20 protein-coding genes are annotated in these 22,965 nt (G+C 40.9%); 18 read left to right on the forward strand and 2 right to left on the reverse strand.

Features of this window, described 5'->3' with window-relative positions:
- Positions 1 to 138 precede the first annotated feature (138 nt).
- On the forward strand, positions 139 to 969 hold the full coding sequence (gene dapF, locus ABKW31_RS12675; protein ID WP_348616801.1) for a diaminopimelate epimerase: 831 nt from the start codon (positions 139 to 141) through the stop codon (positions 967 to 969).
- On the forward strand, positions 966 to 1,664 hold the full coding sequence (locus tag ABKW31_RS12680; protein WP_348616803.1) for a DUF484 family protein: 699 nt from the start codon (positions 966 to 968) through the stop codon (positions 1,662 to 1,664). The genes dapF and ABKW31_RS12680 overlap by 4 nt, the downstream gene beginning before the upstream one ends.
- A 182-nt stretch (positions 1,665 to 1,846) precedes the next feature.
- Here ABKW31_RS12680 and ABKW31_RS12685 read toward each other — a convergent pair whose 3' ends face one another.
- On the reverse strand, positions 1,847 to 2,590 hold the full coding sequence (locus tag ABKW31_RS12685) for a transporter substrate-binding domain-containing protein (RefSeq protein ID WP_348616805.1): 744 nt from the start codon (positions 2,588 to 2,590) through the stop codon (positions 1,847 to 1,849).
- Positions 2,591 to 3,034: 444 nt separating this feature from the next.
- On the opposite strand from ABKW31_RS12685, the gene ABKW31_RS12690 reads away from it, so the two are divergent.
- From ABKW31_RS12690 to ABKW31_RS12700, 3 genes are all read left to right on the forward strand, one after another.
- Positions 3,035 to 3,766 carry an HAD-IA family hydrolase gene (locus tag ABKW31_RS12690; RefSeq protein WP_348616807.1) on the forward strand — a complete coding sequence of 244 codons (732 nt, stop codon included), beginning with the start codon at positions 3,035 to 3,037 and terminating at the stop codon, positions 3,764 to 3,766.
- A gap of 136 nt (positions 3,767 to 3,902) precedes the next feature.
- The gene (gene uvrD / locus ABKW31_RS12695) at positions 3,903 to 6,071 is read left to right on the forward strand and encodes a DNA helicase II (protein WP_348616809.1); all 2,169 of its coding nucleotides are present in this window, start codon (positions 3,903 to 3,905) and stop codon (positions 6,069 to 6,071) included.
- A 106-nt stretch (positions 6,072 to 6,177) separates the two neighbouring features.
- The gene (locus ABKW31_RS12700) at positions 6,178 to 7,422 is read left to right on the forward strand and encodes a diguanylate cyclase (RefSeq protein ID WP_348616810.1); all 1,245 of its coding nucleotides are present in this window, start codon (positions 6,178 to 6,180) and stop codon (positions 7,420 to 7,422) included.
- Positions 7,423 to 7,476: 54 nt separating this feature from the next.
- Here the strand turns inward: ABKW31_RS12700 and rarD are convergent, their stop codons facing one another.
- A complete protein-coding gene (gene rarD, locus ABKW31_RS12705; protein WP_348616812.1) occupies positions 7,477 to 8,379 on the reverse strand; it encodes an EamA family transporter RarD in 903 nt (300 codons plus the stop codon).
- Positions 8,380 to 8,568: 189 nt separating this feature from the next.
- Here rarD and ABKW31_RS12710 point away from each other — a divergent pair, with 189 nt between their 5' ends.
- The 13 genes from ABKW31_RS12710 to ABKW31_RS12770 all read left to right on the forward strand — a co-directional run bounded on the left by ABKW31_RS12710 (position 8,569) and on the right by ABKW31_RS12770 (position 22,962).
- Positions 8,569 to 9,495, forward strand: coding sequence for a phospholipase A (locus ABKW31_RS12710; RefSeq protein WP_348616814.1), 927 nt, complete (start codon positions 8,569 to 8,571; stop codon positions 9,493 to 9,495).
- A gap of 153 nt (positions 9,496 to 9,648) precedes the next feature.
- Entirely contained in the window at positions 9,649 to 12,534 is a 2,886-nt protein-coding gene (locus ABKW31_RS12715; RefSeq protein WP_348616815.1) for a pitrilysin family protein, read from the forward strand.
- A 446-nt stretch (positions 12,535 to 12,980) separates the two neighbouring features.
- Entirely contained in the window at positions 12,981 to 13,994 is a 1,014-nt protein-coding gene (gene dusA / locus ABKW31_RS12720; RefSeq protein WP_348616817.1) for a tRNA dihydrouridine(20/20a) synthase DusA, read from the forward strand.
- 220 nt (positions 13,995 to 14,214) lie between these two features.
- A complete protein-coding gene (locus tag ABKW31_RS12725; RefSeq protein WP_348616819.1) occupies positions 14,215 to 14,490 on the forward strand; it encodes a hypothetical protein in 276 nt (91 codons plus the stop codon).
- Between the two features lie 537 nt (positions 14,491 to 15,027).
- Positions 15,028 to 15,687 carry a phage shock protein PspA gene (pspA, locus tag ABKW31_RS12730; RefSeq protein ID WP_348616820.1) on the forward strand — a complete coding sequence of 220 codons (660 nt, stop codon included), beginning with the start codon at positions 15,028 to 15,030 and terminating at the stop codon, positions 15,685 to 15,687.
- Between the two features lie 72 nt (positions 15,688 to 15,759).
- Positions 15,760 to 15,960 carry a PspC domain-containing protein gene (locus ABKW31_RS12735; protein ID WP_348616821.1) on the forward strand — a complete coding sequence of 67 codons (201 nt, stop codon included), beginning with the start codon at positions 15,760 to 15,762 and terminating at the stop codon, positions 15,958 to 15,960.
- Positions 15,961 to 15,968: 8 nt separating this feature from the next.
- On the forward strand, positions 15,969 to 16,313 hold the full coding sequence (locus ABKW31_RS12740; RefSeq protein WP_348616822.1) for a hypothetical protein: 345 nt from the start codon (positions 15,969 to 15,971) through the stop codon (positions 16,311 to 16,313).
- Between the two features lie 87 nt (positions 16,314 to 16,400).
- The gene (locus ABKW31_RS12745) at positions 16,401 to 16,814 is read left to right on the forward strand and encodes a copper chaperone PCu(A)C (protein WP_348616824.1); all 414 of its coding nucleotides are present in this window, start codon (positions 16,401 to 16,403) and stop codon (positions 16,812 to 16,814) included.
- A gap of 21 nt (positions 16,815 to 16,835) precedes the next feature.
- A complete protein-coding gene (locus tag ABKW31_RS12750; RefSeq protein WP_348616826.1) occupies positions 16,836 to 17,828 on the forward strand; it encodes a DUF2333 family protein in 993 nt (330 codons plus the stop codon).
- Positions 17,829 to 17,832: 4 nt separating this feature from the next.
- Entirely contained in the window at positions 17,833 to 18,591 is a 759-nt protein-coding gene (locus ABKW31_RS12755) for a TIGR04219 family outer membrane beta-barrel protein (RefSeq protein WP_348616827.1), read from the forward strand.
- 99 nt (positions 18,592 to 18,690) lie between these two features.
- The gene (locus ABKW31_RS12760; protein WP_348616829.1) at positions 18,691 to 20,499 is read left to right on the forward strand and encodes an assimilatory sulfite reductase (NADPH) flavoprotein subunit; all 1,809 of its coding nucleotides are present in this window, start codon (positions 18,691 to 18,693) and stop codon (positions 20,497 to 20,499) included.
- Positions 20,499 to 22,229, forward strand: a complete 1,731-nt coding sequence (gene cysI / locus ABKW31_RS12765) for an assimilatory sulfite reductase (NADPH) hemoprotein subunit (RefSeq protein WP_348616831.1) — start codon at positions 20,499 to 20,501, stop codon at positions 22,227 to 22,229. Before ABKW31_RS12760 ends, cysI begins: the two co-directional genes overlap by 1 nt.
- Complete coding sequence (locus tag ABKW31_RS12770) at positions 22,219 to 22,962, forward strand: phosphoadenylyl-sulfate reductase (protein WP_348616832.1); 744 nt, start codon at positions 22,219 to 22,221, stop codon at positions 22,960 to 22,962. The genes cysI and ABKW31_RS12770 overlap by 11 nt, the downstream gene beginning before the upstream one ends.
- Positions 22,963 to 22,965: the final 3 nt, after the last annotated feature.

Raw genomic sequence — 22,965 nt, forward strand, 5'->3', positions numbered from 1 at the left:
ATGTCGGTCAGGTTTTTTTTGTCTCTTACTGATTAAAGACATAGTCAGGTATTGTGTGAAGTGATATAAATTGATCATGTTATCTAACTTCTCCAAAAAATGAGAATGTTAGAGTCCGCTTTTAGCTAAGTAGTAGAAATGCAAATCCAGTTTTCAAAAATGCATGGCTTAGGTAACGACTTTGTTGTTATTGATAACGTCACTCAAAATGTATTTTTCTCTAAAGAGAAAATTCAGCAATTGGCTGATCGCAATTTCGGCATTGGTTTTGACCAGTTGTTATTAGTCGAACCGCCATATGATCCTGAACAGGATTTTCACTATCGTATTTTTAATGCCGATGGCTCTGAAGTGTCGCAATGTGGTAATGGTGCTCGATGTTTTGCGCGTTTTGTAAAAATGAAAGGCTTAACCAATCGCAATAAAATCACCGTTAGCACCAAAGCGGGTAAAATGGTGTTGTATCTTGAAAAAGACGGCATGGTGACGGTCAATATGGGCGTGCCTAATTTTGATCCCGTACACATTCCTTTAAAAGCAAACAAACAAGAAAAGACCTACATTATACGTGCTGACGACCATACATTTTTTTGTGGCGCTGTTTCGATGGGAAATCCTCACTGTGTTTTATTAGTTGATGATGTTCAACTCGCTGATGTTGAAACATTTGGACCCTTGTTGGAACGCCATGAACGCTTCCCAGAGGGAGTTAATGTTGGATTTATGCAGATTATTAACCCTAGTCACGTTAAACTAAGGGTGTTTGAGCGAGGAGCTGGTGAAACTCTCGCTTGTGGCAGTGGAGCCTGTGCTGCAGTGGCGGTGGGGCAGTTGCAGAATCGCTTGAGTAAAGATGTTAGAGTGGATTTGCCAGGCGGCAGTTTAAGGATAAAATGGCCCGGAAAAGACAGTGTATTAAAAATGACCGGTGCAGCAGAACATATATTTGATGGAATAATAAACCTATGAGTGAAGTGATGGGACAGCAAAAAAATAACTTAGAACTCAATGATAACTTTGAGGATCATGATTCCGTAAGTGATTCACAGGTTGTTGATTATTTATTTGCCCATCCTGACTTTTTTGTTAAACATGCCCATCTTTTTGAAGAACTCGATATTCCTCATGCCCATAAAGGCAGCGTATCGCTGGTGGAATTGCAAAGTGAGCAACTGCGTAAAAAAGTAAGGTTGCTCAATTATAAGCTAAATCAACTTATCTCTATAGCCAGACAAAACGAACAAATTTATCGAGTCTATGCCGATTTAAATTTGCGTCTATTGGCAACGCAGAGCATGGAAGAGATGCAACTTGTATTAGAGGAAGTCATGCAAGAGCGCTTGCAACTCGAGTCGGTTGTGATTAAGCCTTTTATTGGGGCTTATGCCTTTCCAGAAATTCAGCGCCGTCTATTTGTTGAAAAACGTTTTCGACGGGATAAGTTCTTTTTCGGTCGTTTGAGTGAACATGAAAGAAAACTTCTATTTCCCCAACAAGAAGCTAATTCAGTCGCGCTATTGTTGCTGGGTGAATTAGGCGAATTGGGTATGTTAGCGGTGAGTAGCAAAGACCCTAGTCATTTTAATCCTGATATGGACACCTTGTTGATTACTCAATTACAGCAATTTCTTAGCATATTACTGCCAAAATTAATGAAGTATTAAAAGGTAGCAATTCCTACTGCTTACCTATCAATATGGTTTGGCATCACAGTCTTTAAGCACAAACGGGTCTAGAGTACCACTCGGCATAATACTAATTTTATAGAGCAAAAAATTGCTGAGGTTCTTGGGAAAGTGAAGTAATCTGCAATGCAGTGGCTGTATTACCCTTGTTTAATATGATCTTATTGCAGATATTTTTGTTCAAATGTGTCAACCAATCCTTCATTTTCCATCTGCTGCAGAACTCGATCGAAAGCCTTAACAAATTCGATATTCGTTGTTTGCTTAGATAACATAAAGTAAGCGGGTTCATTTGCAATAATGAGATTAGTAGCTGAAATTTTGTCTGCTAAGTCCATTGTTTTAAGTTCATACAACGCAGTCATTTTATCAGCAACCACACCGTCTATTCGACTCAAATTTAACATTTCCCATAAGGCCTTGCGGCTGGTATTTCTGATCACCAAATTCGAGAATTCTGGGCTGTCCAATAATTGGTCGTTTTTATATCCAGATGAAGCATTAAACTGTAAACCTAATCTGAATTTATATTTTTTGATATCTGCGAGTTGTTCAAATTGATACCTATTCAGGTCTCCTGTGCGAACAAATAATAGATTAGGGATCTGATGTTTTACTTGTGAATAGTGCGCGTAAACATTACGTTCAGGGCTATAGTAGGCATTGCTTAATATATCCAGCCGGCCTTTTTCTAATTCAAGTAAAGCCCTAGCCCAAGGAAGTTCCACCAGATTGAGGTGACAATTCAAGCGCTTAAAAGCTTCAGTCACCACGTCAATCGTGAATCCTGTCACTTGGTCTTTTGCCAATGGGTTGACAAAGGTGTAAGGCGCATCATCACTCCAGCGCAATGTCTTAACACAAGTGGCTTGGGCTTGAAAAATACCCAATGACGATAACAGCATTAGTAAACACTGATATGTATAATTGAATCTATATAAACTAGTTATACGCATAGTTTGCCTAATTTGGGTTCAAGGCCGAGTGAAGTTTACAATAATAAAATCGTTATAACCATTTGTTTACTTTAGGTTTTTCAAATACTCTAACTCAGAAGTTGCTAGGTAATAAGGCTGCTAGAACGATTGCTGAGTGATCAAGTATCAAGCTAGATTGGTATTAACTCAGCGGATTACTGATTTAATAACAAGCACAACCTGAAGTTTATACTGTCACTGGTATTGCACAAGCTAAGCGATTCAGTATTGTGTTATTTAATGCACAAGGGTAATGGTCCATACTAAGCTTTGTCACAGGAAGTGCGTTCCCCCTCAATTATCAACCACTGTAGGTGCAAATAAATATGAGCGATTTTTTGTTGTGGTCTTATAAAGTAGAAAAAGCCCAATATGATTTTTTATAAAAAAATAGGTGCATTCGAAGCTATTACTTTTGATCTGGATGATACCCTTTACAATAATAACGTGCATATGCCGGTTGCTGAATCAGCCTTTATGGCCGAACTACATCAAGCGTTTCCAGAAACCACAAATATTGCAAAAAACGAATGGCGCCAATATCGTGTTAATGCGCTCAATCTTCAGCCACAACTAAAGAATGATATGGGGGAGTTGCGCAAACACATATTAAGGCAATTATTTCAATCGCTCGGTTTATCAGGTTCTGAATTATCCGCTGCTATTGAACATAGTTTTGCGCGTTTCTATTTTCACCGTAGTAATTTTAGAGTGGAAGATAACATTCATTCTTTATTAAAATCGCTGGCTGAGCGTTATCCTCTAGTGGCTATTACCAATGGTAACGTTAATCTCGAGCAAATTGGTCTAGCACCCTATTTCAAACATATATTCAAGGCCCATCTTCATCAGCCCATGAAGCCACATAGTGCTATGTTTGAGGCCACTCAATCCGCCTTAAACCTAGCCGCCAATAGAATTCTGCATGTGGGTGATAATTTACATAATGATGTGCTGGGCGCCATTAAGGCTGGTTTTCAAAGTGCTTGGTATGCCCATGATCGGGCTATGATGGTAAAAGAAGAATCTATGTTCTTGCTTCCAAATGTGCAATTAAATGAACTAACTGAGTTGCTAGAATTCGATACATTAAACTTCAACTAAGCTTATTTTATGTCAGGTTTTTACTATACAAGAGTCGCTATTCTTATCGTCAAATCGTACGGTAAATGACTAGTAGTGTATTTAAATACAGTAATACTGATATACTGTGTTCAAAAATATAGACAAGTAAAACGTAATGGATGTATCAAGACTATTAGATCAACTAAACGATAAGCAACGCCAAGCCGTTGCTGCTCCTGCTTCAGACATGCTGATTTTAGCTGGTGCCGGCAGCGGTAAAACCAGAGTATTGGTGCATCGCATGGCGTGGTTGATGGACGTAGAAGGCATGGCGCCGCATAGTATCCTGGCTGTTACCTTTACCAATAAAGCGGCGCGTGAGATGCGTGGACGGGTAGAACAATTACAAGGCTCAGCCCTACGAAATATGTGGATTGGTACATTTCACGGTATAGCCCACAGGCTACTTCGAGCTCATTATGCTGACGCCAAACTGCCCGAAAATTTTCAAATTCTCGACTCTGATGATCAATATAGATTAGTTAGACGAGTGTTAAAAAGTCTAAATTTAGATGAGAAGCACTGGGCACCTAAACATGTACAGTGGTATATCAATGGCAACAAAGATGAAGGGCTGCGCCCTGAACATATCGAAACCCACGGCGACGCGAGTCAGCAAAAAATGCGAGAAATTTATCAGGTTTATCAACAGACCTGTGATCGTGCTGGTTTAGTGGATTTTGCTGAATTACTGTTACGTGCTCACGAATTATGGCTCCACAACCCAAGCGTGCTCAAACACTATCAGCAGCGCTTTCGCACTATTTTGGTCGATGAATTTCAAGATACTAATAATATTCAATATGCCTGGTTGCGTTTATTGGCTTGCCCGACCAACAATATGATTATTGTCGGTGACGACGACCAGTCAATCTATGGTTGGCGCGGTGCTAACGTGCAAAACATTCAACATTTTTTGCGAGATTTTGCTGGTGCTTCCACGATTCGCTTGGAACAAAACTATCGCTCATCTGGCAATATATTAAACGCTGCGAATGCCGTGATCAGTAATAACGAAGGCCGTCTTGGTAAGGAATTGTGGACAGAAGATGCTGAGGGTGAATTGATTTCGCTTTACGCTGGTTTTAATGACTTGGATGAAGCTAGATTTAATGTCTCACGCATTAAAGATTGGCGAGACAAAGGCAATGCGTTGTCAGACTGCGCTATTCTTTATCGTAATAACGCTCAGTCGCGCGTATTAGAAGAAGCCCTTTTGCAAGAGTCGATCGCCTATCGTATTTATGGTGGGTTACGCTTTTTTGAACGTCAGGAAATACGTGATGCTCTGGCTTATTTGCGCTTGATTAATCAACAAATCGATGATGCTGCGTTTGAACGTATAGTTAATACACCGACTAGAGGTTTAGGTGATAAAACTTTAGTGGCAGTGCGTGAACTTGCCAAAGAGAACGAGCAGTCTTTATGGGATTCAGCTTTACAATTGATCAATGAGAAGCGTTTGAGTGGACGTGCATCCACTGCACTGGATAACTTTGTAAAGTTGATCAAACAGTTAGGTAGTGATATCGGCGAGTTCACCTTAGAACAGCAAGCTGATCATGTTATTAAACATTCTGGTTTATTTGCTATGTATCAAGCTGAAAAAGGCGAGAAAGCGCAAGCTCGGATTGAGAACTTAGAAGAGCTTGTGACCGCTTGTAAGCAGTTTTCGCCGCCCGAAGAAGCGGAGAATATGACACCACTTTCAGCTTTTTTAGCCCATGCTACCTTAGAATCTGGCGAGACTCAGGCCGAGAGTCATCAAGATGCTGTGCAGATGATGACTATCCATTCTGCTAAAGGTCTGGAGTTTCCGTTAGTTATTCTAGCCGGCGTAGAAGAAGGCATGTTTCCCAGCCAAATGAGCAATGAAGAGCCAGGTAAAATCGAAGAAGAACGTCGCTTGTGTTACGTCGGTATGACTCGAGCAATGCAAAAACTTTATATTACCTATGCCGAAAATCGTCGGGTTTATGGACAGGAGAAATACCATACACCCTCACGCTTTATTAAAGAAATTCCCAGTCAATATATTGAAGAAGTTCGCCTAAGAACGACTATATCTCGGCCAGTACAAAATCGTTTTACCCCGGCCACCGGTCATACTGCATTTGAATCTACCGGATTTAAATTAGGGCAGCGGGTAATCCATCCTAAATTTGGTGAAGGGACGGTACTAAACTATGAAGGTGCTGGTGAGCATGCACGCATACAAATTAACTTTGAAGATTTTGGCAGTAAGTGGTTAGTGATGTCCTTTGCTAAACTAACTCAAGCCTAATGTTTGGCCAAAATAACGATGCTTTCGAATAAGGCCAAGAGTGTTTTGTCTTTGCCACAGCATCTGATAGATTGTTATTTACTACTCTGGTCGATGTAAGGTCGTTATGCCGCACAATGTGCTAATAATTGAAGACAGTCTCAGCAGCATGAAGATGATGCGTGATTTGCTCATTAAAGCAAAGTTGAATCCGATTTGCGCGCAAAATCTCACCGAAGCAAAATATGTTTTTTCTTCTTCGTCACCAGAATCATTTTTATGCGCCATCGTTGATTATGACTTGCCCGATGCTCCGCGCGGCCAAGCCATTGATTTTACCTTGCGTTCTTTTTTACCCACCATAGTTGTAGCTCGTCATTTAGACGATGACATTAGAGAAGTCATTCTTAAAAAAGATATTATTGATTACATCACTAAAGAGAATGAGCAGGTTTACGAATATCTAAGTCGCTTATTGTCACGTCTGGAAAAAAACAAAAAAGTCGGTGTATTGGTTGTAGATGCCCTGCGTGCGCGCCGAACGGCAATGGTGGGTTTGTTGCGGCGTCATAACTTTATCACGTTTGAATCTGCTGATGCTGAGCATGCATTAGCCACCATGCAAAAATTTAGCATTATCAAACTACTTATTGTTGATGATGAGGGTCTACCACGAGTCAGTGGTATAGAGTTACTGAGTTTGTTGCGTAGAGAATATAAAAAAGAAGATTTAGCGTTTATTGGAATGACTTTGCTTAAAAAACTCGGCTTGTCTGCTCGTTATATAAAAAGTGGTGCTAATGACTTTTTGTTAAAGCCTTACTGTCATGAAGAGTTTTTTAGTCGTGTTATGCAACATGTTGAATATATGGAGAATATTGAGTTAATTAGACGCGCCGCTGATTCTGATTTCTTAACCGGCTTACCGAATCGGCGTTATTTCTTTGAAAAAGTGGAAACTCACCAAAAACACAAGCCGCAGAGACAAGCCTTAGCCATCCTTGATATTGACCATTTCAAAGCCATTAATGATACCTATGGGCACGATTGTGGCGATTACAGTTTAAAAGAAATTGCTAAGTTGGTCGCCTTCCATTTTGCCGACTTTACTGCTGCAAGGTTTGGCGGTGAAGAATTTTGCGTTTATTTTGCCAATCAAGATCCTAGTCATGCTCATCAGGCTTTAGAGCAGTTTCGCACTGCCTTAGCCACCAAGGTATTTAAATTTGAAAAAAATACCTTTCACTGCACTGTGAGTATTGGTCTTACGCACCAAACACAAAACGGTATAAGCGGGATGATAAGGCTGGCAGATAAACACCTATATCAAGCTAAAAATAATGGTCGCAACCAAATAGCCACAGACAGCTAAGTTTAACGTATGGTTTCACCTTATTGCTGCTGGTCTCGTTGGCAAAAAAACTGCTTAATTTAGTACCGTTTTAGCTCTGGTTGAACGATAAGCGCGGTATGAATCGAAGCTAAAGAGTGCTAGGGCCAACCATACAAAAATAAAGGTAATGATTTTGGCCTGATCAAGTGGTTCATTAAACCACCAGACTGCCATAATAAACATGATGCTAGGCCCCAAATATTGGAAAAATCCTAAGGTAGAATAGCGCAATCTTCTGGCGGCAGCAGTAAAACACAGTAGTGGAGCGGTAGTAACAATGCCTGCACAGACTAAGGTGATATTGAGCGATAATGAATTAGTACTTAGGTTGCTCATCTCACTACTGAATCCGACCCAATAAACCAGAGCAAAGGGTAGCATCATCATGGTTTCTAACAATAAGCCGGGCAGCGAGTCGACGGCGACTTTTTTGCGTAATAAACCGTAAATACCAAAGGAAACCGCCAGCGATAAGGCTATCCAAGGGACTTGGCCAAAGGAAATAATCAGCAAAGCCACACCAGTAAAAGCTAGCGCTACTGCGGCTTTTTGTAGAGGTCGTAAACGTTCTTGCAGAAATAAACGGCCCAGAAAAACGTTAAATAGAGGGTTGATATAATATCCTAAACTACCTTCTAATAAATGCTCATTATTAATTGCCCAGATGAAGATCAACCAATTAGCCGCCAACAGTAAGCCCGACACCAGTAAAATTGCCATGACTTTTAGATTAGTAGCCGCCGCTCTTACTTGGCGTAATTTACCGCTGACTAATACCAAAACACACAAAACCAATACAGACCATATAATTCGATGCACCAAAATCTCTTGGGCGGGCATGGCCTGGAGTAGTTTAAAATAGAGTGGCGCAAATCCCCACATGCCGTAAGCCGCAAGAGCAAAAATGACACCGGATTTTATGGTTTTATCGTTCAAAATTATGGTCTTTTGTGGCTTTTAAAGATCTGCTCAAGTGTGTAATAGGCATTACTTAAAAGCAATCAAATAGCTGATTAGTTTGATATTTTATCAATCCAAAACTAGGCAAAATGGGTATAAGCCCGTTAACTATGCTGGTAATATGCTGCTGTAAATTTAATTGGACAAAATGGTAAGGGAAGGTCGATGCAGGTAAAACTCTGTTTGAGATTGGGTTTGCTTATTAAGGTTGTAGTGATGACCTTATTTTGTAGCACAATCCAGGCTCAAGAAACGCAACAAACTGATGATGACTCAGCAAAAGTTACGTCTATATTAGAGAGACGCAGTAAAGCGGACAATGCTTCAGTAGAGAACCCTTTTTCTATTGCGCAATACCGCCTTAATTACTTACTGCCAGTTTCGTGGATAAGTGATCCAAATGATATTACCGCTGATGGCCTTAATGAAGGCAATCTAGACTCTTTTGAAGCCAAGTATCAAATTAGCATGAAGTTACCACTTTATTTGCATGATGAAGATTCATCGGGGCTGTATTTTGGTTTTACCGCCATGTCCTTTTGGCAAGTATACAATAACGCAGTTTCCAAGCCTTTTCGTGAAACCAACTATGAACCTGAAATTTTTTATTCATGGCAAAAAGAAATTAAGTTACTGAGCTTTGAATTTAATCAATTGCAATTTGGTTTTAATCACCAAAGTAATGGTCAGAGTGGTTTGCGCTCGCGCAGCTGGAATCGTCTTTTTGTGTCAGCTCTTTTTAGCGACGCCAGCGCTTTCTACTATGTCAAAGCATGGTATCGCATTCCTGAAGATGCTAAAAAAAGTCCCATGGATACAAACGGCGATGACAATCCAGATATTACGCATTTTCTCGGTCACGTTGAGCTAGGTTTTGGAACTAAATTAGGTAATGTGGATGTATTAACCTTGTTACGCAATAACCTTAAAACGAGTGATAACAAAGGCAATATTGAGCTCAACCTTTCTTATCCTATCAGCAACAGATACAACTTATTGTTGCAATATTTTAACGGCTACGGGGATTCTCTGATTGATTATAATCGTCATCAACAGCGAGTTAGTCTGGGTATTCAACTGGCATTTTTCTAGCTCACAACGTTTAGCTAAATTAAGTAACAGTCAAAAATTGTTTACAGATTTAATGGTTAGATTGAATCACATTTTAGTTAAGCTTTATTCTAAGGCAAGAATACAGCATTATTCATACTCTTAATTAGGGAAGTAAAAGTGGTCATAATAAAAATGAAAAAACTCTTAATAATAGGCACCGGTTTAGCAGCATTTCTAAGCTTGAGTAGCTGCGATAGCAATAAAACTGAAGTGACAGATAAACAATCAGCACAGCAGACAGTCCCCTTGCCAGATGGCATCAAAAAAATCACTTCTGTGGCAAAACAGGAAGGGCAGATTGTAATCCCTTTTGATAAATATGAACTAGACAATGGCTTAACGGTGATTTTGCATCCCGACAACTCTGATCCTCTGGTGCATGTTGATATAACTTATCACGTGGGTTCTGCTCGGGAAGAGCCAGGCAAGTCGGGCTTTGCCCACTTTTTTGAACATATGATGTTCCAAGGTTCTGAAAACGTAGCGGATGAACAGCATTTTGGTTTGATTACTGAGTCTGGCGGTACCCTAAATGGTTCAACCAATACGGATCGCACCAATTATTATGAAACAGTGCCATCAAATCAGTTGGAACGGATGTTGTGGTTAGAGTCCGATCGTATGGGCTTTTTTCTTGATGCAGTCACAGAAACAAAATTCGAAAATCAGCGCGAAACAGTTAAAAATGAGCGCGGACAAAACTATGACAATCGGCCTTATGGTTTATTAAGAGAGCGTGTGAATGAAGCCATGTTTCCTGAAGGACATCCTTACTCTTGGTTAACTATTGGTTATATAGAAGATCTTAATCGTGCTGATTTAAACGATCTAAAAAAGTTTTTCCTACGCTGGTATGGACCCAATAATGCCACTTTAACTATCGGTGGTGATTTAGATGAAGCTCAAACTCTTGCTTGGGTGAAAAAATACTTTGGTGGTATTCCTCGTGGGCCTGAAGTACTTGCACCTGAATATACCGATGTGGTCTTAGCGGAAGATCGCTACATCTCAATGGAAGACAATGTTTCATTACCTTTGTTCTATATGGCTTTTCCTACCGTACATGTTAATCATCCAGACGAAGCGCCCTTAGATGTGTTGATGTCTATATTGGGTTCAGGCAAGACCTCACTACTGTATAAAAATATGGTTAAAAATGGTAAGGCCGTGCAAGCTCAAGCCGGCCATGCTTGTGGTGAGCTTAGTTGTCAGTTTACCGTTTTGGCCTTACCTACTCCTGGCAATACTCTGGCAGAACTCGAGAAAATTGCTCGAGCATCATTAGAGGAATTTGAATCTAGGGGAGGCGCCAATGATGATGACCTTGAACGCGTAAAAGCTGGAATTGTGTCTGATATGATTTACGGTTTAGAAAGCGTTAGCGGCAAGGTCAGTCAGTTAGCGGCGTATCAAACTTATCGTAATAATCCGAACGCTATTGGTGACGATATTGCTCGTTATGAAACAGTCACCAAAGAAGATGTTATGCGAGTATACAAACAATACATCAAAGACAAACATTCTGTCGTCATGAGTATTGTGCCAAAAGGCCAAGCTGACGCAATTATTAAAGCCGATACATGGCAGCGATATACCCGTACTTTACCACCAGAAAGTGACGAGAGTGGTTTAGTCCTGCGTCCGGGAACCTCTGATTTTGACCGTTCGGTAATACCGCCCTCTGGAAAAAATCCGAGCATTAAAGTTCCTGAAATTTACCAAGCTAAAACTGCTAATAACATCGCTATTTTGGGTGCGGTGAATGACGAAGTACCGACTACTACCATACGGCTGCGTATTGCTGCTGGGCAAACTCGAGAACCAATTGGTAAGTTGGGCTTGGGTGCCCTAACTGCTGCAATGATGGAAGAAGCGACGCAAAAATCAACTGCGGAGACACTGTCTAACGAATTGCAAAAATTGGGTTCAAGCGTTGATTTTAATGCGGGTGATAAATTCACGACTATGAGCATACGTACGCTTACCAAAAATTTGGATCAGACCTTACTTATCGCTATAGAAAAGCTGACCGAGCCGAAATTTGAGCAAGCCGACTTTGAGCGTTTACAAAAGCAGCAAATTGAAGGTTTAAAAAATGCTAAGAAAGATGCTGGAGCTACGGCAACAGGTGCATTCAATAAGCTAGTATTTGGCGCCAATAACAGTTTTGCCTATGCTAGTGGAGGCACTATTGAGACAGTGGCAAAACTGAATTTAGATGATGTTAAAGCATTTTACGCAGCTAACTACGGCCCGGCTAAGTCAGAGCTAATTGTGGTGAGTGATTTGGCAGAAGCATCAGTCAAGACCGCGCTTAAAGTATTAGACCAATGGCAAGGTAAAACAACCGAAGTTCCAGCCCTAAACGCGTTTCCCGCCTTAGCCACCGGTACTTTATACTTTATAGATAAACCGGGTGCTGCTCAGTCAGAAATTCGCATAGGTAAACGCGCCTTAAAATATGATGCTACCGGTGAATACTACCTAGTTGATTTAATGAATTATAATCTTGGTGGTGCCTTTAACAGTCGGATAAATCTAAATTTGCGTGAAGATAAGGGTTATACCTATGGTGCTCGTTCATTTTTCTATGGTGATGACATTCATGGTTTCTATCGCGCACAGGCCGGAGTTCGTTCTGATACGACAGCGGATTCTATTGTGCAATTTAGAAATGAAATTAGCCAGTTTGCTGAGCAAGGCATGAACGATAACGAGCTGCGCTTTATGAAAAACGCTATTGGCCAACGAGATGCAAGAGAATACGAAACACCTTATCAAAAGCTGGGTTTTCTAGCAGAAATCATGACCTATGCTCTCGACAAAAGCTTTGTGGATGAGCAGAACGTTATTTTGGCTAATATTTCGAAAGATGAGTTAAATGCATTAGCCAAAAAGTATCTTGTACTCGATGACATGATTACTGTTGTTGTAGGCGACAAAGCGAGCGTACTCGATAGTCTTAAGCCTTTGTTTGATAATATTGTTGAGTTAGATTCAGACGCAAATCCGATATAGCTTGAGCCAATCTTAAAAAAAGCCGCGAGAAGCTAAGCTATCGCGGCTTTTTTGTGTCAGTTAAACAATGAGCCCGCTATCAAGCATGGCAACAAAAACCTTATTAAATCTGCGACCCTGCAATCGAACAGAGCAATATCAAAATGCATTAATTTGCTACAACTTGATGCATCATACTCTTCGCCCCTTTTGTTGCAGCTACTTTACTGTGGCAGTTTTTTGATAATGAAAAAGTAACGATGCCCTATCCCACTCGACGGACCCTGACATAATCAACAGTTTGATTTTTCCTTACTCTTTTTGAAATGCTATAATGCGCCACCGCTGAATTCCTAAAGTTAAAAACAGTTCCCCATAAGGGCGAAAAATAAGGAATGAAAAGGAAAAATACCGCATTAGGCATTTTTTGAATGCTAGAAATAAATTACATAAAACATAGGCTTAACTTGAATTCTATCGCTGCTCCACTCAACCGTACCATCTCAGTCGCTCCTATGCTTGATTGGACTGATAAACACTGTCGCTATTTTTTGCGTCAATTATCACAGCACACCTTGTTATATACAGAAATGGTGACCACTGGTGCGATTATTTTTGGCAAAGGAGACTATTTAGGTTTCAATCAAGAAGAGCATCCTGTGGCTTTACAATTAGGTGGTTCTAACCCAGATGATATGGCCAGATGTGCTGCGTTAGCTCAAGAGCGGGGTTATGACGAGGTTAATATCAATGTGGGTTGCCCTTCTGATAGAGTACAAAATGGTCGTTTTGGTGCTTGTTTAATGGCAGAGCCGCAAACAGTAGCTGATTGTATTAAAAGTATGCAGGCTGAAGTTGATATTCCGGTCACAGTCAAAAGTAGAATCGGCATCGACGAAATGGATGAGTATGAAGATCTTACTCGCTTTATCGAAATTGTCGCGGCCAGTGGTTGTGATACATTCATAGTGCATGCCAGAAAAGCTTGGTTAAAAGGTCTTAGCCCCAAAGAAAATCGCGAAGTACCTCCCTTGATGTATGACCGGGTGTATCTTCTTAAACAGCAATTTCCACATTTGCATATTAGCTTAAATGGTGGCGTTAAAACCCTTGATGATGCCGCACTACACCTGCAAAAACTGGATGGTGTGATGATAGGCCGAGAAATCTATAGTAATCCTTACCTATTAGCTGAGGTGGACAAGCGCTTTTATGGCGATGACAGCCAGATTAAAACTAGGGTGGATATCGTATTAGCAATGTTACCTTATATTGATGCACAATTAGCGCAAGGTGCAAGAGTATGGAACATTGCCCGTCATATGTTAGGACTGTTTCAAGGCCAACCTGGAGGTCGGGTTTGGCGACGTTACTTAAGTCAGCAAGGTACCAAAGCGGGAACGGGCAGCGAGTTACTGACTGATGCACTGGACTTGTTACTTGATACGCAAAAAAAAGCGGCGTCTTTCCTTCAATATTAAAAATTTGACCACTAACTTGGTCAAATTTACTAATTATTGATTTTTGTTGGTTTTAATAAAAAGATTGATTGACTACCTGCTGTAATAATATATATAAAAATCAATTAGATACGATTTATTTTCATTTTGGCACAACTATCGCAATAGTGACTGCGACTTAAGCAATAACAATCTACTAATGCTTAAGATAGTTGTTAAATTAACCCAAAAGGAAATAATCATGTTTACTAAATCTAAAATTGCTGTTGCTGCTCTAACTGCCAGTCTAATGTTCACCGCTGGTGTTAATGCCAAAGAAGTATCTGTTGAACAAATCGTAACAAGTTTGGTTTCTCAAGCGATGTTTGTTGCACAACAAGAAGTACAATACGGTGTGCAAGAAGCTGTGTTAAATGCAACTCATGCTCTGAGTCTTAACGAAGAAAAAGCCTTTGTAACAAAGGTGACCATTACAGATATCGATGAAAATAAGGCCGATAAAAATAGTGCCGAATAAGGAGTGATTATGCTTAGTCACGTTTCTTTATTAATTATTTCATTGGCGCCAGTAGCTGCTTATATCATGGGAGCACTTGTCTTTAGCCTGATAGGCTTAGTGCAAAAATCTACGATATTTAGGCGCCCATCATTATCTGTATTTTGTCGGAACGGTCTCTAGTTGATGTATTGACCGTTTGACTTTTTCACGATCCCTCCTTTTCTAATCTTATCTGTTTTTATTCATAGTTAACTTTATGACTTTTTATGCTGCCCGCTTGGATGAGTTGTTGTAGTCCATTCTCCATTGTCCATTTCCTCCTATTTTTCCCTCTGTTTACACAATATTTAATTTTTCGTCAAATTAACTAATGCTTGTGTCAAATTGACTAAGTGAAAATTTATTGATTCACGAAAAATAATAATTTTTAAAAAATTATCTATTTAAAACAATGACTTATTTAAAATTGTTAGGTTGGCATGCGAATTGTAATAACTAAGGAACTAGTAGCCATTTTGATGCTAGAAACTTTTTAATCTATTTGGAGTAAGCACCATGGGTATGATTTCAAGAATGTCAGACATAGTACAAGCCAACGTTAATGCCATCTTAGATAAGGCAGAAGATCCAGCTAAAGTATTGAAGTTGTTAATTCAAGAAATGGATGAGGCACTTGTTGAGTTACGTTCAGTTGCGGCGTCGAATCTAGCAGAGAAAAAGCGCGTTCAACGCAAAATTGAAAAAACGCAACAACAAATCGAAGGGTGGCAGTCAAAAGCGGCCTTAGCGGTAGATAAAGCGCGTGAAGACTTGGCCCGTGCCGCCTTAGCTGAAAAACATCAATGTCAACAACAGTTAAGCACTTACCAATCTGAGTTAAGCATTATTGATAATGCTTTAAGTGATTTGCAGGCAGATACCGCAAAGTTACAAGAAAAATTAACAGAAGCGCGCGCTAAACAGAATTCTTTGGTGATACGTGAGCGTTCAGTTGCTGTTCGTTTGCAAGCTAAGACCAATAACCATGTTGACCGTATCGAAGTGGCGATCAGTCGATTTGAACACTACGAGCGCCGCATTGATGATTTAGAGTCACAAGTTGATGCCTACGATTTAGTACGATCGTCACAAAACTTAACCAGTCAGTTTGTGCAATTGGAAGCAGAAGAGAAGATTGAACAAGAATTGGCGATGTTGCGCAAGAAAGTGGCATAAGACTGTGTTGTTCGAATGAGTGGCAACCTTTGGCTGCCACCGATAAATTTCAACTAAAGTAAGGAATTCAAAATGAGACAATATATTGATGTTAATCGCTTACATAAAGATAAATATCACAGCAAAATTTCAGGGGTTTGCGCTGGTTTAGCCAAGCATTGGGATCAGCCTAGATGGTTAATTCGAGTAGCTGCACTTATTTGTTTAGTGTGTTTACCCATGGTCACCTCTGTTGCCTATGTTATGGCTGTGCTATTGCTGCCTTCTCGTTAGGAGGCCTTATGTTTAAAAATTTACTATTAGCCGTTTTGATTGCAATCGTTCTGACCTACAGTGTCGGTTTGATTGCAAGCCAATGGCTCGACCTAAGAGTTCAAATTGATCAACATTGGATAGAACCTTTTATGACTATTTTAATTGTGACCTTTGTTGTTGCGCTACTGGTAATTGTTGGCTTCGTTGTAGCAATTAGTGTGATAGGTGCCATAGTTTTTGCAGTTTGCGCTGGCGTTATTGGGATATTTGTTGCTGGTCTTGGTGCGTTTTGGCCGATTTTACTATTTGCTCTAATTGTTTATTATTTGGTTAAAGACAAAACATCTGCGCCACAGCCTAGGCATTACTGAGTTACAAAAAAGTCTGATGAAGCATTGGTAAATTAGTTTAATTTGCTGAATAATTCCAACTCTGATTTTCTTTGGTAGGGATAGCTTATGTTTCGATGGCTGGCTGTGGTAAGCGCGCTTTTTGTTTTTAATTGTCAGGCACAACTTGTGATAACGCAGGCTCAGGTAAGATTATTACCTCCGGGAGTGCCTAACACCTCAGCGTATTTTGAGATTGAAAATACCGGTGATAAAGCCGAAGTGTTGGTGGGTGCTGGTGGTGAAATTGCGCGTAGTATAGAAATACATGAACATATTATGACAGCGGAGACCATGAAAATGGTGCATCTTGCTGAACTAGTTATCCCACCCAAACAAACCCTTAAATTTCAGCCCGGTGGTTTGCACTTGATGGTTTTCGGTTTAGTAAAGCCACTAAATGCTGGCCAAAGTGTTAAGCTGTATTTACAAACTCAAACAGGCGAAAAAGTTGAGTTCGAAGCCATTGTGGCTAGGCCGTAAAAACGACATTGAGGAACTACAATGCAACGATTTCTTAGTATTAAATGGATTGCCCTTTATTGCGCTATTTTCTTCTTATTAATGTGGATTTTTTCGATTTTCTGGAGCGTAGAGCCTGAGCTATTTGAACCCGCAGAGTTAGCGCAACAACAGGCTCAACTAAATAATGAGAAAGTTGTACCAGGCTATACCATGACATCTACTTTAATTGTGGTGACTGAGTCTTTACTCAATAAATCTGGTGGTTACTTATCCAACGACGTGCTGCCACCCAGTGTGCTGATGGATGACATGCCCAGTTGGGAGTTCGGGGTTCTTGAAATGACTCGAGACTTAGCCCTAGCCATGCGCAAAGACCTGAGTCGCTCTCAGTCTCAATCCATCGAAAACAGCTTTTTAACTAAGGCGCAGCCCTTATTTAATAATAACCATTTAGATTGGATCCTACCTTCGGCAGAATCTCGTTATCAAGAAGGTATCGATAATCTCTATCTGTATCGCAAAAGCTTGTCCGATATCAGCCAAGGGCAAGGCCAGTTTTATGCGCGGGCGGATAATTTACGTGACTGGCTCAAACAAGTTGAAAAGCGTTTGGGCAGCCTGTCACAACGACTTAGCGCAAGTGTTGGCCAAGATCGATTAGACACAAGCTTGGCGGGTGATGCCCAAGCGACGCAGTCGACCCCTACCGCCAAAAACCTTGTTGATAAAACCAGTTGGTGGAAACTTGACGATACTTTTTATGAAGCGCGCGGGGCAAGTTGGGCATTGCTCCATTTTCTCAAAGCGGTTGAAGCCGACTTTGCTGATGTATTAGAGAAAAAGAATGCAGGGATTAGTTTACAACAAATCGTACGTGAACTTGAGGCAACTCAGGAGCCCATATGGAGTCCCGTTATTCTCAACGGCAGCGGTTTTGGATTGTTGGCGAACCATTCTTTGGTTATGGCAAACTATATTTCTCGTGCAAATGCTGCTTTAATCGAATTATCAGAACTTCTCAATCAAGGTTAATAGAATGAAAAAACACACTCTCGCAATTGGTCTTATCGGTTTACTCAGCTGCTTTTCAAGTCAAGCAGACACCTTATTGGGTTTATATGCTGGTGCTCAAGCTTGGAATATGGAAACCAAAGGGGGCTTTTCTGATGATGGTACTAATATTAACTTCAATTTTGCCGATCAGACAAAATCCAGTTTCTATGTTGCCTTAGAACATCCGATTCCACTGATCCCCAATATTAAATTGCAACGCACCGCGATGGATACTAACGGAGATGTATTGGTAGACAGCAGTTTTACTTTTGGTGGCGAACTCTTTACGGCTAATGGCACTGCTGTAACTGACGTTAAACTGACCTCTACTGATGCTATTTTGTATTATGAGTTATTTGACAACGACCTAATTAGTTTTGATTTAGGCATAAATGCTAAATATCTGGATGGTGAGTTGTTTGTTATTGATAAAGATGATCCAACCAATACAGGGCGTGAAGAATTTTCGGGTGTAGTGCCCATGGCTTATTCCCGTCTAGCTATTGGTATTCCAGCTACTGGTTTTGGTGCCTATGTTGAAGGTAGTTTTTTAAGTTTTGATGATCAAACATTGAGCGACTACCAAGCCGCATTAACCTATAGTTTAATGGAAAATCTTGCCATCGACCTGACTTTCCAACTTGGCTATCGCGCTGTAAAAGTCGATTTACAGGATTTAGATGGTATTTATTCGAATCTCGAATTTAAAGGTGCTTTTGCGGGTCTTGAAGTCCACTTTTAATCATTCAGGCTTTTAAGTAATAAAAAATTAGTTTTAATTCTTTCCGGTTATGAAAAGAAATCGCTAACCTATGTTGGTATCAATAAAGGTTAGTGATTTATGTCTTCAGAAACAAATAATCGTTCCAATGTCGCGGTCGGACTCAATGACCCTCAATGGCTTGCCATTAATCAAGTGACTGCTGCGCTAAATCCGTCGCAATTAAATTGGTTAAGTGGTTATTTTGCTGGTTTGGCGCAGTCAAGCCAAGGGCAAGTGTTGCCGGTTCAACAAACTGCCGTAGCAAAAAGTCTCACTATTTTATTCGGATCTCAAACCGGTAACGCCAAACTAGTCGCGACCGAGCTGAAAGCTAAACTAGAAGCCAATAATATTTCGACGACCCTGGTCAGTATGGCTGATTATAAAGCCAAACAATTGAAGTCTGAGTCTCATGTTGTAGCGATTGTCAGTACCCATGGTGAAGGTGATGCACCTGATGATGCGGTAGAGTTACATGCTTTTTTAGCCAGTAAAAAAGCCCCTAAATTACCCGATTTGCATTTCGCGGTATTAGGCTTAGGTGACAGTAGCTATGAGTTTTTCTGTCAGACAGGTAAGGACTTTGATCAACGTTTGGCTGATCTCGGCGCTAAAAGAATTCTAGATCGCTTAGATTGCGATGTAGATTACGAAGCGAGTGTGAATGCTTGGTCAGATGCTTTAATGGCTAAGATTGCTGATGAGATGGTGCAAGCTGAAGCAGGGCACACTCAGTTAACGTCCACAGCAAGTGAAAGCACATTGAATGTGGTTGAATACAATAAAAAATTCCCCTTCAAGGCTTCTTTACTGACGAGCCAAAAAATTACTGGCAGAGATTCGGTGAAGGACATTCGTCATATCGAAGTGTCACTGGAAGACTCTGGTATTCAATACCAAGCCGGTGATGCCCTTGGTGTATGGTTCAATAACGATGAACAGTTGGTATCAGATTTACTTGAGTTGTTGGCAATTGACAAAAATGAGTCGATTAAATTAGCTGAACAGTCGCTCACTATTTTTGAGGCTCTAGTTGAAAAATTAGAGCTTACTCTTAGTTACCCGACTTTTGCCAAAGCTTATAATGAATATGCTGCCAGTGACGAACTCGCGGCTAAATTAGAAGATAAAGCGGTATTGCGTGTGTACTTAGCAGAGCGTCAAATTATTGATGTGGTGCGTGACTATCCAGCAAAATTAAGTGCGCAGCAGCTTGTTGATGCCCTGCGTCCTATGGCACCTCGACTTTACTCTATTGCCTCAAGTCAGGCTGAAGTTGAAGATGAAGTTCACCTAACGGTGGCTGTGGTTGAATATGATGCACATGGCTATCGCCATCAGGGTGGCGCCTCAGGATTCTTAGCTAAACGCTTAGAAGAAGGCGGAGAAGTCAGGGTTTTTGTGGAAAAAAACGACAACTTCCGTTTGCCAGAGAATCCAGATACCCCCGTCATTATGATCGGCCCTGGAACGGGTATCGCACCTTTCAGAGCGTTCATGCAACAACGAGAAGCTGACGAAGCTCAGGGCAAAAATTGGTTGTTCTTTGGTAACCCCAACTATACCCAAGATTTTCTATATCAAGTGGAGTGGCAACGATTTGTGAAAGATGGGGTTGTCGACAAAGTTAGTCTGGCCTTTTCTCGAGATCAAGAAGAAAAAGTATATGTGCAACATCGTTTGTTAGAGCAAGGTGCAGAAGTGTATCAATGGCTGCAAGATGGCGCGCATATCTACGTTTGCGGTGACGCAGATCATATGGCTAAAGATGTAAACGACGCACTTATGTCCATTGTTCAATTGCATGGTGATAAAGATTCCGAGCAAGCTGAACAATATATTATGGAATTGCGTCGTGCTAAACGCTATCAGAAGGATGTTTATTAATGACAACCAATAATGACAAACATGTTGTACAAGGCAAATTAGCTGATAACGAGCGAATGAAAAGCCGCAGTAATTTTTTACGTGGCACCATCACTGAAGACTTAAAGAACGATCTTAGCGGTGGTTTTAGCGCTGATAATTTTCAGTTGATCCGCTTTCATGGCATGTATCAACAAGATGACCGCGATATTCGCGCCGAGCGAGCTAAGCAAAAGTTAGAACCTTTGCAAAACGTAATGCTTCGTGCACGTTTGCCGGGTGGCATTATCACGCCCACTCAGTGGCTCGCAATCGATAAGTTTGCCCAAGAACACACTTTGTATGGCAGTATTCGTTTGACCACTAGGCAGACCTTTCAATTTCATGGAGTGTTAAAGCCCCACATAAAGTTGATGCATCAAACTTTGCATAAAGCCGGTATCGATTCTATTGCGACAGCCGGTGACGTTAATCGTAATGTACTGTGTACCTCTAATCCAGTCGAATCGGCAGTGCACCAAGAAGCCTATGAATGGGCTAAGAAGATCAGTGAGCATTTGTTACCTAAAACACGTGCCTATGCAGAAATCTGGTTAGATGGTGAAAAGTTGGAAACAACCGACGAAGAGCCTATTTTAGGCAGTAACTATTTACCGCGTAAATTCAAAACGACCGTAGTTATTCCACCGCACAATGATATTGATGTGCATGCAAACGATTTGAATTTTGTGGCAATTTCAGAAGATGGTCGCTTAGTAGGCTTTAATGTCTTAGTGGGCGGTGGTTTGGCAATGACTCATGGTGATACCACAACCTTCCCACGTAAAGCAGATGATTTTGGTTTTATCCCACTTGAACATACATTAGCGGTAGCGGCTGCGGTGGTGACCACACAGCGAGATTGGGGTAACCGAGTTAATCGCAAAAATGCTAAAACTAAATATACCTTAGAACGGGTAGGCGTTGAGACATTCAAAGCAGAAGTTGAATCGCGTGCAGGGATTAAATTTGCGAGCAGTCGTCCTTACGAATTTACTAATCGAGGCGATCGCATTGGTTGGGTTGAAGGCATAGATGGTAAACATCATTTAACTTTGTTTATTGAAAACGGGCGAATTCTCGATTATCCAGGCCAAACCTTAAAAACAGGTTGTGCCGAGATTGCAAAAATCCATACAGGTGACTTTAGATTAACCGCTAATCAAAATTTAATTGTTGCTGGTGTACCCGCAGAGTTAAAAAATCAAATTGAACAACTTGCTCGCGAGCATGGACTGATTAGACAAGAAGTGAGTCCACAGCGTCTGGATTCTATGGCCTGTGTTGCCTTTCCTACTTGTCCTTTAGCCATGGCGGAGGCTGAAAGGTATCTACCCGACGCGGTTACTGAACTTGAATCTATCTTATCTAAGCATGGTATTCCCGAGCAGAGCATTATTTTTCGGGTCACTGGGTGCCCGAATGGTTGTGGCAGAGCTATGTTGGCTGAAGTGGGTTTAGTCGGTAAAGGCCCAGGTAAATATAACCTGCATCTTGGTGGTAATCGTGAAGGTACACGTATACCAAGGATGTATCGTGAAAATATCGATGAAAAAGAAATCATGCGTGAGCTAGATGAATTGATTGGTCGTTGGGCGAAAGAAGCTGAAGCTAATGAGTCATTTGGTGATTTTGTGATCCGCGCCAAAGTGGTCAAGCCAGTCATAAATTCTGCCAAAGATTTTTATGATGAGCCAGAATATGCCATCTAATACCCTGCAAACAAAGGAAGACCACTTTGCTCCAAGCACAGAAGAGCTGGCTCAGTTAAATGTGCAACTTGAAAAGTCTAGCGCTCAAGAGAGAGTCTCTTGGGCACTAGAGCATTTGCCAGGCAACTTTATGCTGTCTTCTAGTTTTGGCGCACAAGCTGCAGTCATGCTGCATATGGTGGCAAGTCAAAAGCCTGATATTCCCGTAGTGGTGACAGACACTGGTTATCTTTTTCCTGAAACCTATCAATTTATTGATGAGATGACTGAAATGCTCCAACTTAACTTGAAAGTCTATCGTGCACCTATGTCTGCTGCTTGGCAGGAAGCGAGGATGGGCAAATTGTGGGAACAAGGCCAGGATGGTATTACGCGTTACAATCAGCTCAATAAAGTGCAACCTATGCAGCAAGCATTAGAAGAGTTGTCGGTTAAAAGTTGGTTTGCCGGGTTACGCCGCAGCCAGTCTGATATGCGAGAAAACTTACCTGTTGTGCAACAGTTAAAGAATCAATTCAAGATTTATCCCATTATTAATTGGACCAATAAAGACATACATTATTATCTAAAAGAGCATAATCTCCCCTATCATCCATTGTGGGAAAAAGGCTATGTGTCAATAGGTGATTGGCATACCACCCGTTCACTGGAAGAGGGCATGAACGAGCAAGATACTCGCTTCTTTGGTATGAAACGAGAATGTGGTCTACATGAATTTGGTGATGGCATTTAAGTG

Origin of the sequence: Paraglaciecola sp. 25GB23A (assembly GCF_040012495.1) — a bacterium.
GTDB lineage: Bacteria > Pseudomonadota > Gammaproteobacteria > Enterobacterales > Alteromonadaceae > Paraglaciecola.

Bases quoted from the DNA above. Each gene is read 5' to 3' on its own strand.
- dapF (WP_348616801.1), top strand. From the start codon at position 139: ATGCAAATCCAGTTTTCAAAAATGCATGGCTTAGGTAACGACTTTGTT.
- ABKW31_RS12680 (WP_348616803.1), top strand. From the start codon at position 966: ATGAGTGAAGTGATGGGACAGCAAAAAAATAACTTAGAACTCAATGAT.
- ABKW31_RS12685 (WP_348616805.1), bottom strand. From the start codon at position 2,590: ATGCTGTTATCGTCATTGGGTATTTTTCAAGCCCAAGCCACTTGTGTT.
- ABKW31_RS12690 (WP_348616807.1), top strand. From the start codon at position 3,035: ATGATTTTTTATAAAAAAATAGGTGCATTCGAAGCTATTACTTTTGAT.
- uvrD (WP_348616809.1), top strand. From the start codon at position 3,903: ATGGATGTATCAAGACTATTAGATCAACTAAACGATAAGCAACGCCAA.
- ABKW31_RS12700 (WP_348616810.1), top strand. From the start codon at position 6,178: ATGCCGCACAATGTGCTAATAATTGAAGACAGTCTCAGCAGCATGAAG.
- ABKW31_RS12710 (WP_348616814.1), top strand. From the start codon at position 8,569: ATGCAGGTAAAACTCTGTTTGAGATTGGGTTTGCTTATTAAGGTTGTA.
- ABKW31_RS12715 (WP_348616815.1), top strand. From the start codon at position 9,649: ATGAAAAAACTCTTAATAATAGGCACCGGTTTAGCAGCATTTCTAAGC.
- ABKW31_RS12725 (WP_348616819.1), top strand. From the start codon at position 14,215: ATGTTTACTAAATCTAAAATTGCTGTTGCTGCTCTAACTGCCAGTCTA.
- pspA (WP_348616820.1), top strand. From the start codon at position 15,028: ATGGGTATGATTTCAAGAATGTCAGACATAGTACAAGCCAACGTTAAT.
- ABKW31_RS12735 (WP_348616821.1), top strand. From the start codon at position 15,760: ATGAGACAATATATTGATGTTAATCGCTTACATAAAGATAAATATCAC.
- ABKW31_RS12740 (WP_348616822.1), top strand. From the start codon at position 15,969: ATGTTTAAAAATTTACTATTAGCCGTTTTGATTGCAATCGTTCTGACC.
- ABKW31_RS12745 (WP_348616824.1), top strand. From the start codon at position 16,401: ATGTTTCGATGGCTGGCTGTGGTAAGCGCGCTTTTTGTTTTTAATTGT.
- ABKW31_RS12750 (WP_348616826.1), top strand. From the start codon at position 16,836: ATGCAACGATTTCTTAGTATTAAATGGATTGCCCTTTATTGCGCTATT.
- ABKW31_RS12755 (WP_348616827.1), top strand. From the start codon at position 17,833: ATGAAAAAACACACTCTCGCAATTGGTCTTATCGGTTTACTCAGCTGC.
- ABKW31_RS12760 (WP_348616829.1), top strand. From the start codon at position 18,691: ATGTCTTCAGAAACAAATAATCGTTCCAATGTCGCGGTCGGACTCAAT.
- cysI (WP_348616831.1), top strand. From the start codon at position 20,499: ATGACAACCAATAATGACAAACATGTTGTACAAGGCAAATTAGCTGAT.
- ABKW31_RS12770 (WP_348616832.1), top strand. From the start codon at position 22,219: ATGCCATCTAATACCCTGCAAACAAAGGAAGACCACTTTGCTCCAAGC.